The sequence below is a fragment of the Microbulbifer rhizosphaerae genome (assembly GCF_014191725.1).
Lineage (GTDB): Bacteria > Pseudomonadota > Gammaproteobacteria > Pseudomonadales > Cellvibrionaceae > Microbulbifer > Microbulbifer rhizosphaerae.
Genome location: NZ_JACHWZ010000006.1, coordinates 214673 through 229507 on the forward strand (window position 1 = coordinate 214673; position 14835 = coordinate 229507).

13 protein-coding genes are annotated in these 14835 nt (G+C 60.1%); 3 read left to right on the plus strand and 10 right to left on the minus strand.

Going from position 1 to position 14835, the window contains the following annotated elements:
- Nucleotides 1–101 precede the first annotated feature (101 nt).
- Genes FHS09_RS08415 through FHS09_RS08425 form a run of 3 tightly spaced genes read right to left on the minus strand, consistent with a single transcriptional unit; the run spans nucleotide 102 to nucleotide 3032 of the window.
- Nucleotides 102–998: an SMP-30/gluconolactonase/LRE family protein gene (locus FHS09_RS08415; RefSeq protein WP_183458706.1), complete on the minus strand. Its 897-nt coding sequence runs from the start codon at nucleotides 996–998 to the stop codon at nucleotides 102–104.
- Nucleotides 991–1959, minus strand: coding sequence for a galactofuranose ABC transporter, permease protein YjfF (yjfF, locus tag FHS09_RS08420; RefSeq protein ID WP_221191884.1), 969 nt, complete (start codon nucleotides 1957–1959; stop codon nucleotides 991–993). The genes FHS09_RS08415 and yjfF overlap by 8 nt, the downstream gene beginning before the upstream one ends.
- Nucleotides 1959–3032: an ABC transporter permease gene (locus tag FHS09_RS08425; RefSeq protein ID WP_343057445.1), complete on the minus strand. Its 1074-nt coding sequence runs from the start codon at nucleotides 3030–3032 to the stop codon at nucleotides 1959–1961. The genes yjfF and FHS09_RS08425 overlap by 1 nt, the downstream gene beginning before the upstream one ends.
- A 60-nt stretch (nucleotides 3033–3092) precedes the next feature.
- Here FHS09_RS08425 and FHS09_RS08430 point away from each other — a divergent pair, with 60 nt between their 5' ends.
- Complete coding sequence (locus FHS09_RS08430; protein ID WP_183458710.1) at nucleotides 3093–3239, plus strand: hypothetical protein; 147 nt, start codon at nucleotides 3093–3095, stop codon at nucleotides 3237–3239.
- Here the strand turns inward: FHS09_RS08430 and FHS09_RS08435 are convergent.
- The 6 genes from FHS09_RS08435 to FHS09_RS08460 form a co-directional block, all read right to left on the minus strand.
- Nucleotides 3236–4726: a sugar ABC transporter ATP-binding protein gene (locus FHS09_RS08435; protein ID WP_183458712.1), complete on the minus strand. Its 1491-nt coding sequence runs from the start codon at nucleotides 4724–4726 to the stop codon at nucleotides 3236–3238. The genes FHS09_RS08430 and FHS09_RS08435 overlap by 4 nt on opposite strands.
- A gap of 15 nt (nucleotides 4727–4741) precedes the next feature.
- Nucleotides 4742–5689, minus strand: coding sequence for an ABC transporter substrate-binding protein (locus FHS09_RS08440; RefSeq protein WP_183458714.1), 948 nt, complete (start codon nucleotides 5687–5689; stop codon nucleotides 4742–4744).
- 151 nt (nucleotides 5690–5840) lie between these two features.
- Nucleotides 5841–6896: an aldose epimerase family protein gene (locus FHS09_RS08445; protein WP_183458716.1), complete on the minus strand. Its 1056-nt coding sequence runs from the start codon at nucleotides 6894–6896 to the stop codon at nucleotides 5841–5843.
- Nucleotides 6883–8490: an aldehyde dehydrogenase (NADP(+)) gene (locus tag FHS09_RS08450; RefSeq protein ID WP_183458719.1), complete on the minus strand. Its 1608-nt coding sequence runs from the start codon at nucleotides 8488–8490 to the stop codon at nucleotides 6883–6885. The genes FHS09_RS08445 and FHS09_RS08450 overlap by 14 nt, the downstream gene beginning before the upstream one ends.
- 17 nt (nucleotides 8491–8507) lie before the next feature.
- Nucleotides 8508–9281, minus strand: a complete 774-nt coding sequence (locus FHS09_RS08455; RefSeq protein ID WP_183458721.1) for an SDR family NAD(P)-dependent oxidoreductase — start codon at nucleotides 9279–9281, stop codon at nucleotides 8508–8510.
- Between the two features lie 32 nt (nucleotides 9282–9313).
- Entirely contained in the window at nucleotides 9314–11053 is a 1740-nt protein-coding gene (locus FHS09_RS08460; RefSeq protein ID WP_183458723.1) for an IlvD/Edd family dehydratase, read from the minus strand.
- Between the two features lie 191 nt (nucleotides 11054–11244).
- Between FHS09_RS08460 and araD1 the strand changes: the two genes are divergently transcribed.
- The gene (gene araD1 / locus FHS09_RS08465) at nucleotides 11245–12240 is read left to right on the plus strand and encodes an AraD1 family protein (RefSeq protein WP_183458724.1); all 996 of its coding nucleotides are present in this window, start codon (nucleotides 11245–11247) and stop codon (nucleotides 12238–12240) included.
- Nucleotides 12241–12375: 135 nt separating this feature from the next.
- Here the strand turns inward: araD1 and FHS09_RS08470 are convergent, their stop codons facing one another.
- Nucleotides 12376–13119 (minus strand): FadR/GntR family transcriptional regulator, encoded by a 744-nt coding sequence (locus FHS09_RS08470; RefSeq protein ID WP_183458725.1) that lies wholly within the window; start codon nucleotides 13117–13119, stop codon nucleotides 12376–12378.
- Nucleotides 13120–13364: 245 nt separating this feature from the next.
- On the opposite strand from FHS09_RS08470, the gene FHS09_RS08475 reads away from it, so the two are divergent.
- Nucleotides 13365–14750, plus strand: a complete 1386-nt coding sequence (locus tag FHS09_RS08475) for an MFS transporter (protein WP_183458726.1) — start codon at nucleotides 13365–13367, stop codon at nucleotides 14748–14750.
- Nucleotides 14751–14835: the final 85 nt, after the last annotated feature.

A 14835-nucleotide genomic window follows, 5' to 3' on the forward strand; every position in this document is an offset into this window, starting at 1 on the left:
CTAAGGATGTGCTGTTATGAATGACATCATTGACAGGTATGAAGAGGGGTGCGGCAGTGGACAGGTTTCCCTGCCCACACCGTGGGAGATAAACCGCCGGTTTATCCGATAAGTGATGCCGCGTCGAACCGGCCGTCGGGCAGCCCACGAAATGGTGTCAGAAATACAAACAGGTTGCCCGCCTGCCGCTCCTGGTCCAACGTCCATTCGCTCAGGGAGTCCCGTGCGGAGGTGACAAACAGCAGATTCATATTCTCGCCGCCGAAAGCCGCGCAGGTGGGCTGGCTGACCGGCATGGGAATAGCGCCCGCCGTGCTGCCGTCGGGTGCGTAGCGCTCGACCCTCGCCCCGCGCCACTGGGCCGACCAAAGATATCCATCCGTATCCACTGTAGCGCCGTCGGGATAGCGATTGACCATGGTGCGGGCGAAGAGTTGGCAGTTGCCGATGTCGCCGCTCCGCGCATCGAAATCGTAGCGGTAGATGCTTCTGCGCACCGAATCGGCAAAATAAAAGTGGCTGGAATCCGGGCTCCAACAGCTGCCGTTGGAAATATGGATATCACCGGCCATTTGCGTCACAGTGCCGTCTCCCTCCAGGCGATACAGACTCGCCTTCGCATCCGGGGAGTCGTCTTCGACCATGGTGCCGGCCCAGAAACGGCCCTGGCGATCTATCTTGCCATCGTTAAAACGCATACCGGAATCGGACAGCAGTAATACTTTCTCCCAAAGGGTCTCCCTGTGCCGGTAGTCGTAGAGGGCAAAGCCCCTTTCAAAAGCGGCGACGATACAGTCCTCCCGGTCGGTAAATGCGAAGGCGCAAAGCCGCTCCGGTGTCTCAAAAACTTCCAGCTCCCGGCTCGGCCAGTGCAGACGGTAAAGTCTGCGCTCCTGAATATCCGTCCACCAGACACTCTGGTCCTGACTATTCCATTGAACGCCCTCACCGAGGGTATTCCCCACTTCGAACGCATCGAGCAGCTGTACTTCATGCATGGGCTGTCCCTCCTTTCCCGCTGCCGGTCAGCAGGCGCTGCATGGCAATAAAGGCGAACAACAACAGGCCGATAACGATTTTTGTCCACCAGCTATTGAGGGTGCCATCGAAGGAAATATAGGTCTGGATAACTCCCATGATCAGCACGCCGACCAGGGTACCGATTACGTAACCGGAACCACCGGTAAGCAGGGTGCCACCGATAACCACCGCGGCGATGGCGTCCAGCTCCAGGCCCACCCCGGTCAGGGAGTAGCCGGAGAAGGTGTAAAAAGTATAAACAATGCCGCCGAGTGCCGACAGAAAGCCACTGATGGCATAGATGGTGATAGTGGTTTGCGCCACCGGCACGCCCATCAGCTGTGCCGATTGCGCACTGCCACCGAGGGCGTAGATATACCCTCCCAGCCGGCTGAAATGCGCGAGCAATACCGCGGCGACCAGCACCAACAATAACACCAGCGTGGAGGTTCCCACCCAGGCGTTGCCCGGCAGGAGCAGACCGAAATCCGCCACGGTGTCGTAAAAGGGGTGGTCGATGGGAATGGACTCTTCGCTCAATGTGGTGGCCAATCCGCGTGCCAGGAACATGCCCGCCAGGGTGACAATAAATGGCTGCAGCCGGTAGTAGTGGATCAGCGCCCCCATGCCCGCGCCGAACAGGCCACCGCCGACCAATACCAGGGGGAAAACCTGCAACGGGTGCATTCCGTACTCACCGATCAACAGGGCACTGGCCACCCCGGTAAGCGCGATCACCGCGCCCACTGAAAGGTCGATACCGCCGGAGATAATCACAAAGGTCATGCCGATGGCGGTAATCGCCAGAAAGGCGTTGTCACTGAACAGGTTGGCAAAGACACGGGTACTGCCGAAGCCGGAAAACTGCAGTGACCCAGCCAGGAACAGCAGTACAAACAGGCCCGCAGTGACATAGAGAGTGGTGTACTTCGATTGCATCACGCCCGGCTCCCCTTCGGTTTCATCATCGACAACAATGCCGCCATCTGCGCCTGGAAGCGTGGCGACTGCAACAGCAACACGAAAATCACCACTAGGGCCTTGATCAACAGGTTAAATTTCGGCGGCAGCCCGCTCATGATGATGGTGGTGCTCAGGCACTGGATCACCAGCACGCCCACCAGCGACAACAGCAGTGAAAAACGCCCGCCCATTAGCGAGGCGCCGCCGATCACCACCGCGAGGATCGCATCCAGCTCCAGCCACAGGCCCGCATTGTTGGCATCGGCACCCTGGATATCCGCTGTTGCGATCATTCCCGCCAGCGACGCGCAGAGGCCGGCAATACAGTACACCAGCATTTTTACCGCGCGCGCATTGATGCCCAGATAATGGCTGGCCCCCGAGTTGCAGCCCACCGCCTCCACAAACAGCCCCAGCGCTGTCTTGCGCATCAGCAACTGCACCGCGGCAAAAACAATCAGGACCAGCACAATGGGAAAAGGCACACCGAGAAAATCGCCGGTCCCCAGAAAGGCGAAGCCGGAGTGTTGGAAGGTAACGATCTGCCCGGCATTGATCAGTTGGGCGATACCGCGGCCGGCCACCATCAGGATCAGCGTGGCGACGATCGGCTGAATTCCCAGGTAGCTGACCAGACTGCCATTCACCGCTCCGGCGATCAGCCCGGCGCCGAGACCGGCGGCCAGCACCAGAAACACGCTGTCCACACCACCGACTATCAGGCTGGCGCACACCGCGCCGGCTATGGCCATGGTGGCGCCCACCGACAGGTCGATACCGCCGGTGGCGATCACCAGGGTCATGCCGATAGCCAGCAGCGCCACCGGCGCGCTGCGGTTTAATACGTCGATCAGGCTGCCGTAGAGGCGGCCGTCGTTGATCTCAATATGAAAAAATTCCGGAGCCAGAACCAGGTTGATGGCCAGCAGCAGACCCAATCCCAGCAGTGGCCACAGGTATCGGCCGGAGAGAGAGGGCAGCTTGCCACGCAGGCCGGCCGCGGGAGAAACTGGCTGCTCTCCGACGACAGCGGTTTGTAAATCGCTCACATCACGCCTCTTTTTTATTTAATTCACGATCGCCCGGATGCCACTCCGTAGGAGCCTGCTGTGACCGCCACGGACGGCGGGTGCCGCCCAACGGAAATGCAGATTTTGCAGGAGCAAAAATTTGCCAGGCGAATGGAAAAGGACTTCGTATCTGTTCGCCTGCAAGCAGGCTCCTACAAGGAAAGCGCTTTGTCCAAAATAGGCTAGGCCTCGGCAATCGCTCGCATAATAGTGTTTTCGGAAATATCCTCGCCCTTGATCTCCGCCACCTTGCGACGATCACGCATTACCGCTACGCGATCGGAAAAGGCCACCAGTTCCTCCAGCTCGGAGGAAGTCACCAGCAGCGACATGCCCTCGCTGCAAAGTTTCTTGATCAGTTTGAGAATTTCCGCGTGCGCGCCGATATCGACACCGCGAGTCGGCTCATCCAGAAGCAGCAACTGCGGATCAGTGGCCAGCCAGCGGGCCAGGATCACCTTCTGCTGGTTGCCGCCACTCAACTGCTCGATAGGCTTGTCCGCATCCGGCGTGGCGATCTGAAGCTCTTCGATAAAGCGCTCCGCCAGCTTCTGCTGTTCAGCCCGCCCCATTGGGCGCCACCAGCCACGCCGCGCCTGCACCGCCAGGGCGATATTCTCGCGGATCGACAGCGGGCCGACGATACCACTGGTCTTGCGGTCCTCAGGACAGAGGGCCAGGCCCGCGGCGATAGCGTCGGCGGGCTGCTTGAAACTCCGCTCGCGGCCGTTGAAAACTATCGATCCGCTGGATTTTTTATCCACACCGAATACGGCGCGGCAAACTTCGGTGCGACCGGAGCCGAGCAAACCGGCCAGCCCCACCGCCTCACCGCGGTTCACCGTCAAATCGGTTTCACCCAGGGAACCGCGCACGCTGACCCCCTGCAGGGACAACAACGCCTCACCGCCCTCCCGCTGTTCGCGGGCATCACCGCGGTGCGCCTCACGCTGCAACTCCTTGCCTAGCATATGTGCGACCAGCTCTTCCCGAGGCAGACTGGCGGTTTCGAATTCACCGACAAGCGTGCCGTTGCGCAGCACGGTAATGCGGTCGCAGACGCTGTACACCTGGTCGAGAAAGTGGGTGATAAATACTATCCCGATGCCCCTGGCCTTCAGCTCACGCATCACCCCGAACAGCTGCTCCACCTCGCCGGCATCCAGGCTGGCGGTGGGCTCGTCGAGCACCAGCACTTTGGCCGACATATCCACGCCGCGGGCAATGGCCACCAGTTGCTGTACCGCCACCGAATAGCTCGACAGCGGTCGGGAGACATCGATATCCAGTGCGAAACGCTTCAGCAGTTCCGCGGACTGGCGGTGGATACGCTTCCAGTCGATCAGGCCAAATTTCTTCGGCTCGCGCCCCAGGTAGATGTTCTGCGCCACGCTGAGATTGGGCAGCAGGTTGACCTCCTGATAGACGGTGCTGATGCCCCGCGCCTGGGCCTGGGCGGTGCTCTTCAGCCGCAGGGGCTCGCCCAGATAGGTCATGGAACCGCCGTCGCCCTCCAGGGCGCCGGTCATCACCTTCACCAGGGTGGACTTGCCCGCACCGTTCTCACCGAGCAGCGCGTGGATTTCTCCCGCGCGCAAATGGAAGTCGACACCGTCCAGCGCTTTCACGCCCGGGTAGCGCTTTTCGACTTTACTGAGACTTAACAGTGTCATGGTTACCGCCACTAATTACTTGGCCGCGCGTTTCTTGTACTCCTCGGCCGCAGTCTCCTGCGTGAAGAGATCGCCGGTGGTGGTGATCAGCTTGTCGATCTTGCGATCGCCATTCAGGTAGCGCTCGATGACGTCGAACGCCGGCGCACCCAGATGCGGGTTGAGCTCCACGGTGGCGTTGGCATCGCCGTCGGCCATGGCCTTGAAATAGTCCGGCACGCCGTCGACGGATACAACCAGCATATCCGCGCCGGGCTTCAGGCCGGCTTCCTTGATCGCCTGGATACCGCCCAGGGCCATCTCGTCGTTATGCGCCCAGAGTGCGCAGATGTCCTTGCCGCTGTTCTCCGCCTTGAGCATGGCTTCCATCACTTCCTTGCCCTTGGTGCGAGTGAATTCGCCAGTCTGGCTGCGCACGATTTTAGCGTTCGGATACTTGGCGATGACCTCGTTAAAACCCTTCATGCGGTCGATGGCCGCAGTGGCCCCCACGGTGCCCTGCAGTTCCAAAATACTGCAGTTGCCACCGGTCTCCTCCATCAGCCAGTTGGCCGCGCGACGACCCTCTTCGACAAAGTCGGAGGCGATACGGGTGAGGAAAAGGGAGGCATTCTTGACATCCACATTGCGATCGAGGATCACAACTGGGATACGCGCCCGTTTGGCTTCGCGCAGCACCGGCTTCCAGCCGGTTTCCACCACCGGTGCAATCATAATGGCGTCCACACCCTGGGCGATAAAACTGCGTACCGCCTTGATCTGGTTTTCCTGCTTTTGCTGGGCGTCGGAAAATTTCAGCTCGATACTGCGGCGCTTGGCCTCGGCCTTGACGGATTCGCTGAAACTGGTACGCCAGCCGCTCTCGGAACCCACCTGGGAGAAACCCACGGTAATGGCAGCGGCGCTCTGCACCAGGCAAAACAACAGGGCCAAGCCACCGGTTAGTGATTGGATGATTTTCATGGAAACCTCCTCATCGAAAGGTTCGTTCGTTTATATTTATTTTTTGGGCGCGGCAGTAATCGTAGGGTGCGCCGTGCGCACCAAAAGATCCGAAGCTCGCGCCACCTTCATGGCGGTGCGCACGGCGCACCCTACGGCACTAAATCTTTTGTTACTTTGCAGAAAATTTATAAATGGTCGTTTGCCTGTATTCCTCCCCCGCCTCCAGCATTATGGAAGGAAATTCGCTATGGTTGGGCGCATCCGGAAAACCGTGGGTTTCCAGGCAGAGTCCGCTGCGGTGCGCCATGGGCGAACCGTCCTCGCGGTTGCGGCTGCCGTCGAGAAAGTTACCGCTATAGAACTGCACTCCCGGTTCGCTGGAAATCACATCCAGGCATCGCCCGGAAAGCGGGTCCCGCAGGGATGCGATGGACTTCAGCGCTTTGTCACCCGTCCGCTCCACCACCCAATAGTTATCGTAGCCACCGGGCAGCCGGTCGATATCCCGGCCAATCGGTTTGCGCCGACGGAAATCCAGCGGCGTGCTGTCCAGGTCCAGCAGCTCGCCGGTGGGAATCAGTCCGCTGTCCAATTCCAGGTATTGCGCCGCGTTTATCTGCAACTCGTGATCGAGAATGCTGCCCCCCGCCGCCAGATTCCAGTAGGCGTGGTTAGTAAGACTTATCGGTGTACGGCGATCACTGCGGGCCCGGTATTCGAGAGTCAGTTCGTCCTCTTCGCTCAACCGGTAGGTCAGCTCGGCTTCCACCCGGCCCGGGTAGCCGCCGTCGCCGTCCGCACTCTCACAGCGAAAGGTCACCGCGGCACCGGGCCCCGGGCTGGCAGCCCAGCGCCGGGTGCCCAGGCCTTCGGGACCGCCGTGCAGATGGTTTTCGCCATCGTTGGCCGGCAGCTGTACCTCCCCCTCGCCGAGGGGGAAGCGCGCCCTGCCGATCCGGTTGGCCACCCGGCCCACGGTGACACCGAGAAACCAGTTGTTGTCCAACCAATTGCGCGGTTCGCCGTAAGTCAGCAGGATATTACCGTGGCGGCCATCGCGATCCGCGGTGTGCACCGATAGCAGGCTGGCACCCAGGTCAGCAAGCTGCACCTGGGTGCCGCGGCAGTTGCCCAGGGTAAAAACCTGTAGCGGCTCCTCCAGCCCTTCCACCGCAAGCTGCAACCGGGCAACAGCGGAATTCAGGGAAGTCTCAACCGATGCCATCGCTGGTTTTCCTGCCGTTGACCAGCCGGGAAAGGCCCAGGGGATTGCTGTTTTTCAGCGCATCCGGGAGCAGGTTCTCCGGGTAGTTCTGGAAACAGATCGGGCGTACGAAGCGCGCGATGGCCATGGTACCCACCGAGGTGAAACGGCTGTCTGTCGCCGCAGGGAAGGGGCCGCCGTGCATCATCGCATGGCACACTTCCACGCCGGTGGGGAAACCGTTGACCACTATTCTGCCAACCCGCTGGCGCAGCTGTTGCAGCAGGTCGCCGTAGCTGTCGAGTTCGCCGTCGGCACACTGGAGAGTGCCGGTGAGCTGGCCCTTCAGGGACCCTACAACCGCCAGCAGCTCCTCGCGATCGCGGCACTTCACAACCAGGGATACCGGTCCGAAAACCTCTTCCTGCAGTGCAGGATTGGCGAGGAATTCCGCTCCGCTGACGGTGAACAGGCCAGCCTGGCAGGTGAAACCGCCGTCTTCGCCGGCACTCTCTTCCGTCGCCTGACCTTGCGCCAGCTGCTCCACACCCGCCTGGTCGCGCAGATGGGCCAGGCCGCTGCGGTAGCCGCTGAGGGTATTCTTGTTCAACATTACTCCGGCGCCGACCTTTGACAGGGCTTCCCCCGCCGCCGCGGTAAAGCGGTCCAGACCTTCGCCTTCGACTGACAGTACCAGCCCCGGATTGACGCAGAACTGGCCGGTGCCCATATTCAGGGAGGTGATAAAACCTTCGGCGATAGTCTCCGCAGAATTCTCCAGCGCCTGTGGCAGCAGCACCACCGGGTTTACGCTGCCCATTTCCGCGAACACCGGGATGGGCTCCAGCCGTTCGTTGGCCAGTTTAAAGAGCGCGGTGCCACCGGTGAAGGATCCGGTAAAGCCCACCGCCTTGATGCCCGGCGCCTTCACCAGCTCGGCGCCCACGCGGCTGCCCGCACCCAGGATCAGCGAGAAGACGCCGCCCGGCAGGCCGGATTTCTCCACCGCCCGACCGACCGCCCGGGCCACCAGTTCGCTGGTCCCCGGGTGGGAATTGTGCCCCTTAACAACCACCGGGCATCCAGCGGCAAAGGCCGAGGCGGTGTCGCCGCCGGCCACGGAAAACGCCAGCGGGAAGTTGCTCGCGCCGAATACCGCCACCGGGCCCAGCGCCTGGTTGAAACTGCGCAGATCCGGGCGCGGCAGCGGCTGGCGGTCCGGCAGCGCGGTATCGATACGCGCGTCGAGGTATTCACCGGAGACGATCCACTCGGCGAAAAGTTTCAGCTGGCCACAGGTCCGGCCCCGCTCGCCCTCTGCCCGCGCACGGGGGTAGCCGGTTTCGGCGGTGACCCGCTCCAGCAGTTCGTCACCCAGGGCCATGATTTCGTCGGCACAACGGTTGAGAAACTCCGCCCGTACCGAGGGCGCAGTATTGGCAAACTCCGCGGCGCAGGCACTGGCCGCGGCTACGGCCTCGGCCACCTGCTGTTCATCGGCGCCGATGAATTCCGGCTCCAGGCTCTCCCCGGTGGCGGGGTTCACGGCACGGAAGCTGTCCGCGTTGCCGGCTTTCCACTCGCCGGCGATCAATTGTTTACCAGTAATCGACATTTTTGATTCTCCTCTGCTTAAATCCAGCCGCCGTCGACTATAAAGTTTTGCGCAGTACACATACAGCTGTCGTCGGAGGCGAGGAACAGCACCATTGCACTGATGTTCTCCGGTATCAAGCGTTCCTTGAGACTCTGGTTGCGATCGATCTCCACCGCCGTATTCTCATCCACCCGCTCGCGCAACTGTTTTTCCGTCATCACCCAGCCGGGCACCAGGGTGTTGACGCGGATCTTGTCCGGCCCCATGTCCCGGGCCAGGCCGCGAGTCAGGCCCTCGATCGCGGCTTTGGAGCTGGTATAGCCGGGCATGCCACCCTGCCCCGCGTGCCAGCTCATGGAACCGAAATTGACGATGGAGCCACCGCCCAGCTGCTTCATCTGCGGGTAGACCGCCTGTGCGGCGAAAAACTGGTGGCGCAGGTTGACCGCCGAGCATTTGTCCCACTGTTCCGGCGTTACTTGGCGAAAGTCGTGGCGGTTGTCGTTGGCGGCGTTGTTGATCAGGACGGAAATAGGACCGAGCTCCCCGGCCGCGCGCTCGATGGCGTTCTGCAGCTTTTCAATATCGAGCAGGTCGCAGGGATAGAAATGCACACTGCCCGGGGAGCCCGACTCCTGGCGCAGCCGCTCCACCAGCGCCAGGGACACATCCTCCTGGATGTCCACGAATGCCACTTTGGAGCCCTGGCGAAAGAACGACTCCACCAGGCTGGCGCCGATACCGGAACCGCCGCCGGAGATAAATACGGTTTTGCCTTTCAAGCTGGGATATTGGTTGGTTAGCGTCATTGTGCGTTCACTTTTGTTATCTGTGTCTGTACTCAGTGGGAGTGCGACGGCACTTCGGCGCCGCGGCAACCCACGAGGAAATCAAAGTCACAGCCCTCGTCCGCCTGCAGTACACGCTCCCGATAGATCTCCAGGTAGCCGCCGGTGGAGGCGATGACCTGCTGGGATTTCAGAGTTTCCAGGCGGTCAGCCAGTTCCCCGTCGGAAACCTCCAGGTGTAGGCGGCCGCTCTCCGCATCCAGGTGGATCATATCGCCATCGCGCACCGCCGCCAGAGGGCCCAGCTCCATCGCTTCCGGGGCCACATGCAGAACCACAGTGCCGAAAGCGGTCCCGCTCATGCGCGCGTCGGATATGCGAACCATATCCTTGATACCGCGCTTCAGCAATTTCGGCGGCAGGCCCATATTGCCCACCTCGGCCATACCCGGATAGCCTTTTGGACCACAGTTTTTCAGCACCATCACACAGTTCTCGTCGATATCCAGGTCCGGATCGACGATGCGCTGCTTGTAGTGATCGAAGTTCTCGAATACCACGGCGCGGCCGCGGTGATTCATCAGCTTAGGGCTCGCGGCGGAAGGCTTGAGCACCGCGCCGCGGGGGGCCAGATTGCCCTTGAGAATACAGATACCGCCATTTTCCACCAGCGGATTGTCCAGCGGGCGAATTACATCCTCGTTGTAACAGGGAGCGTCGGCAACATTTTCCCAGATGGTCTTGCCGTTTACGGTCAGCGAGTCCCGGTTCAGGTTGCCGGATTCTCCCAGGCGCCGCAGCACCGCGGGCAGGCCGCCGGCGTAGTAGAAATCCTCCATCAGATACTCACCTGACGGCTGCAGGTTGACCAGTGTGGGCACGCCGCGCCCTTCTTTCCAATCTTCCAGCTCCAGGTCGACGCCGATACGGCCGGCGATGGCTTTCAGGTGAATCACCGCATTGGTGGAACCGCCGATCGCCGCATTGGTGCGGATGGCGTTGTGGAAGGCCTCCTTGGTGAGCACCTTCGACAGGGTGAGGTCCTCGTGTACCATGTCCACGATGCGCATGCCGGAAAGGTGCGCCAGGGTATAGCGGCGCGAGTCCACCGCCGGAATGGCGGCGTTGTGCGGCAGGCTGGTACCCAGGGATTCGGCCATACAGGCCATGGTGGAAGCGGTGCCCATCGTATTGCAGGTACCGGCCGAACGGGACATGCTGCCCTCGGCACTGAGGAATTCGTGCAGGGAGATATTGCCGGCCTTGTACTCCTCGTGCATCTGCCACACCAAGGTGCCGGAACCCACATCCTTACCCTTGTGTTTGCCGTTCAGCATGGGCCCACCGGTGACCACGATCGTGGGCAGGTTGCAGCTGGCGGCACCCATCAGCAGCGCCGGGGTGGTTTTGTCGCAACCCACCAGCAGCACTACGCCATCGATGGGGTTGCCACGAATGGCCTCTTCGGTATCCATCGCCGCCAGGTTGCGGGTCAGCATGGCGCTGGGGCGCAGGTTGGATTCGCCGTTGGAAAATACCGGGAACTCCACCGGTACACCGCCGGCCTCATAGATACCGCGCTTTACATGCTCGGCGACCTTGCGGAAGTGCGCGTTGCACGGGGTCAGTTCAGACCACGTATTGCAGATGCCGATTACCGGCCTACCCTCGAAATGGTGGTCCGGAATGCCCTGGTTCTTCATCCAGCTGCGGTACATGAACCCGTTTTTGTCCCGCGTCCCGAACCAACTGGCCGACCGCAACACTGTCTTTTTCTTGTCATTACTGGCCATAACTTAGCCCCAGCTCTCATTCATAATGATATTATTGTATGACTTAATATTTTGCGAAACAAGCATTCACCGTGACCATCCCGGGCGAGCCAGGCTGGGATCGGGCTAATTGAAATATATCATATAGTATGATATAAGAATTCGCTAGTGCGAGACCATCAAAAAACAGCAAGAGGCAGGAAGGGAGAGAGATGAGACTGATCCAGTTTTTGACTGAAGACGGCCGGCGGGCAGTGGGTGTCGTCGAGAGCGCCGACACTATCTACCAGTTGAACGGGGCCGACAGCATCTACCAGTTGGCACAGCAGGCCCTGGAGACAGGGACAACTTTGGAGAACCGTGCACGCGAGCAACTCTCCGACACCCGCCTCGACTACCAGCGCATTATCGAAGAGGGCCGCCTGCTGGCACCCATTGACCATCAGGACCCCGCCCACCTACTGGTGGCCGGCACCGGGCTGACCCACCTGGGCAGTGCCGACACTCGCGCCGCCATGCATGCGCAAAACCAGAAAGGTACCGAGGAATCCCTCACCGATACCATGAAAATGTTCCGCATGGGCGTCGAGGGCGGCAAACCCACAGCGGGGGAAATCGGCGTACAGCCGGAGTGGTTCTACAAGGGCGACGGCAGCATTATCGCCGCTCCGGAGGCGGACCTGGTGAGCCCGTCCTTCGCCCTCGACGCGGGAGAGGAACCGGAAATCGCCGGGATTTACCTCAACGACAGCGAGGGGGTACCGCACCGCATCGGCTTCGCCCTGGGCAACGAACTCTCCGACCATGTCACTGAGCGGCAGAATTACCTCTATCTGGCCCACTCCAAGCTGCGCCCCTGCGCCATTGGCCCCGAACTGCTGCTCGGCGAGTTGCCCGGAAATATAGAAGGTGTCTCGCGGATTCTGCGCGATGGCGAAGTCCTCTGGGAGAAAGCCTTCCTGAGCGGTGAGGACAACATGTCGCACACCATCGCCAACCTGGAGACGCATCACTTCAAATACGCCGGTTTCTGCCGCCCGGGCCAGGTGCACGTACACTTTTTCGGCACCGCCACCCTGAGTTTCGGCGACGGTATCCAGCCCCGCTCCGGCGACCGCTTCGAAATTGAAGCCGAGGTTTTTGGCCGGCCGCTGCGCAATCAGCTGGTGGTGGACGAGAGAACAATTCCCGAGGTGAAGCCGCTGTAGCGGGATTCAGGTAACGTGTGCTTTTTGTAGGAGCGGCCGCTGGCCGCGATCGATCTCGCTTCGCAGCCCAGATCGATCGCGGCCAGCGGCCGCTCCTACATATAACAGCAAGGGAATCCGAAGGGATGGGTAAATCTATACCGCAACATCCATATTCTGGTTTTCCTGCCCCAGGCTCTCAAGGGCGCCGCGCACAGACTTGGACAGCAGGGACTTCATCTCAAACCGGGCCCGCTCCGGGTCGCGGTCGCGGATACCAAGATAGACCGCTTTGTGCCCGGGCAGCGAGCCGACATACTCCGACTCCTGTGAACTGCTGATGCGGAACAGGCCGGTGAGCGCGGTTTTGATGGACTCGCCGAGGGAAACCATGAATTCATTGTTGGTGGCCCGCAGGATGGCCATATGGAAATCAATATCCGCAAGAATGTGATCTTCGGTCTCGGTTTCCGCCTCTGTCATGGCATTGTAGGCCTTTTCGATCGCAGCTATCTGCTCTTCGCTCGCCCGCTGCGCCGCAATGGCGGCGGCGCTGGGCTCAATGACCTCACGCACCTCAAACAGGGCGCGCAGAAATTCTGGCGAGGGCTGGGATTCAAAACACCACTTGAGCACATCGGAATCGAACATGTTCCAGGACTCTTTCGGGCGCACCCGCGTACCCAGCTTGGGACGCGACTCCAGCAGCCCCTTGGCGGTGAGCAGCTTGAACGCCTCCCGCAGTGCCGTCCGGGAGACCTTCAGCTCTTCACCAATGGTGGCCTCATTGGGAATATACTCGCCCGGAGCATAGACTCCGCTGACTATCCGTGTACCCAATTCGTAAGCCACCCAAGCGTGCACACTCCGCGGCCGCTTGTCTCTCGCTTGTATCGCCATGTTCGTTTCCTTCGACTCAATCGTCGCAATAGTACCCTATTTGAGCCCACCTTATGACCTTTTGACGAATTGCCGAAGGAGGCTGGTAAAAACCGGGGGTTAATGCATCCTAACAGTTTATCGCAGCCCTGTTGCGGATCGCCCTTTCACCCACAGTATCCTTTTGACATTAATACTACAATAATATATATAACTGCAAATATTATAAGAACGCGCAGCCCCCCTGCGGCGATGGGAGAATAAATATGCAGTCCAATAGGCTCTCCGTACTCGAGAAGATCGGCTTCGGTGCCGGGGATATGGCCGTGAATGTGGTCATCTCCTCGATGATGCTGATCATCTCTTTCTTTTATACCGACATTTACGGTTTGAAGCCGGCAGATATGGCCCTGTTGTTCCTGGTTGTGCGGCTGATTGATGCCGTTACCGACCCATTGATGGGCACCATCACCGATCGCTATACCACCCGCTGGGGACGCTACCGGCCCTACTTCCTGTTCCTGGCTGTGCCCTTTGGCATCTCAGTGTTCCTGACCTTCAGCACGCCGGATCTGGACTATAACGGCAAGCTGGTGTGGGCCTACGCCACCTATATCCTGGTGACAATGATGTTCACCGCGGTCACCATTCCCTATATTTCCATTATCGGCGTGCTGACCGACGACCCCAAAGAGCGCCTCTCCGCCAACGGCTACCGGCTGTTCTTTGCCAAGATCGCCGCCTTCCTGGTCACTATCGTAGTGCCGATGCTGGCTGCCTCCTGGGGCGAGGACAGGTTGGCCCTGGGTTATCAGGTGTCCATGGGGCTGATGGCCGCGCTTGCCACCGCGCTGTTTATCTTCTGCTTTTTCACCACCACCGAGCGGGTCCACTACCAGCCGGAACAAACCCCCTTGCTGGCCCAGGCCAGGACGCTGCTGCGCAATGATCAGTGGCTGATCCTCACCGGGGTTTGCCTGGTGGGCACCGTTGGCTATGTGGTGCGCGGCTCCGTCGCTGCCTATTACGCCAAGTACTACCTGGGCGGGGATGCACAGACTCTGTCACTGTTTCTCGCAACCGGCGTGGTGGCGGCGATCCTGGCCATGGTAGCTTCCACCTGGATCACCAAGCGTTATTGCAAGGTGAAGCTGTTCAGCCGCAGCCAGCTGCTGGTTGGCGCTATCAGCCTGGCGATGTATTTTGCCGTGGGGCCCGGGGATCTGGTGCTGGCCTTCGTATTCTATTTCGTGCTGTCGTTCGTGGTCGACCTGCACGCCCCGATATTCTGGTCGGCCATCGCCGAAGCGGTGGACTACGGCGAAGCGAAAACCGGCAAGCGGGTCTCCGGCTTGGCGTTCGGCGGTATCTCCTTCTTCCAGAAAGCGGGCATGGGGGTTGCGGGCGCCATGGTGGGCTCACTGCTGGCTTTCTTCGACTATGTGCCCGACCAGCCGCAGAGTGATTTTTCGCTGATGGGAATTGCGCTGATGTTGACCATCATCCCCGGATTTTTTCATTTTCTGATGGGACTGCTGATGCGCAAATACGTTATTACCAACGACTACTACCAGCGCCTGAAGCGTGGAGAAATCAGCCCGGACAGCGACAGCGAAGTTTCTGCAACTGAATTAAAGCCCTCGGCGCCTTGATGCGAATACCGCCTGCCATTTGCAATTTTCCTGTGGGAGGCGATAGGAATGCCCACAGGCAAGCAGAAATCTGTTACATCGAAGT

Excerpts from the sequence above, each read along its gene's own strand:
- FHS09_RS08470 (WP_183458725.1), bottom strand. The coding sequence starts at position 13,119 with ATGGCGATACAAGCGAGAGACAAGCGGCCGCGGAGTGTGCACGCTTGG.
- FHS09_RS08460 (WP_183458723.1), bottom strand. The coding sequence starts at position 11,053 with ATGGCCAGTAATGACAAGAAAAAGACAGTGTTGCGGTCGGCCAGTTGG.
- yjfF (WP_221191884.1), bottom strand. The coding sequence starts at position 1,959 with ATGCAATCGAAGTACACCACTCTCTATGTCACTGCGGGCCTGTTTGTA.
- FHS09_RS08415 (WP_183458706.1), bottom strand. The coding sequence starts at position 998 with ATGCATGAAGTACAGCTGCTCGATGCGTTCGAAGTGGGGAATACCCTC.
- FHS09_RS08445 (WP_183458716.1), bottom strand. The coding sequence starts at position 6,896 with ATGGCATCGGTTGAGACTTCCCTGAATTCCGCTGTTGCCCGGTTGCAG.
- araD1 (WP_183458724.1), top strand. The coding sequence starts at position 11,245 with ATGAGACTGATCCAGTTTTTGACTGAAGACGGCCGGCGGGCAGTGGGT.
- FHS09_RS08475 (WP_183458726.1), top strand. The coding sequence starts at position 13,365 with ATGCAGTCCAATAGGCTCTCCGTACTCGAGAAGATCGGCTTCGGTGCC.
- FHS09_RS08450 (WP_183458719.1), bottom strand. The coding sequence starts at position 8,490 with ATGTCGATTACTGGTAAACAATTGATCGCCGGCGAGTGGAAAGCCGGC.
- FHS09_RS08435 (WP_183458712.1), bottom strand. The coding sequence starts at position 4,726 with ATGACACTGTTAAGTCTCAGTAAAGTCGAAAAGCGCTACCCGGGCGTG.
- FHS09_RS08440 (WP_183458714.1), bottom strand. The coding sequence starts at position 5,689 with ATGAAAATCATCCAATCACTAACCGGTGGCTTGGCCCTGTTGTTTTGC.
- FHS09_RS08455 (WP_183458721.1), bottom strand. The coding sequence starts at position 9,281 with ATGACGCTAACCAACCAATATCCCAGCTTGAAAGGCAAAACCGTATTT.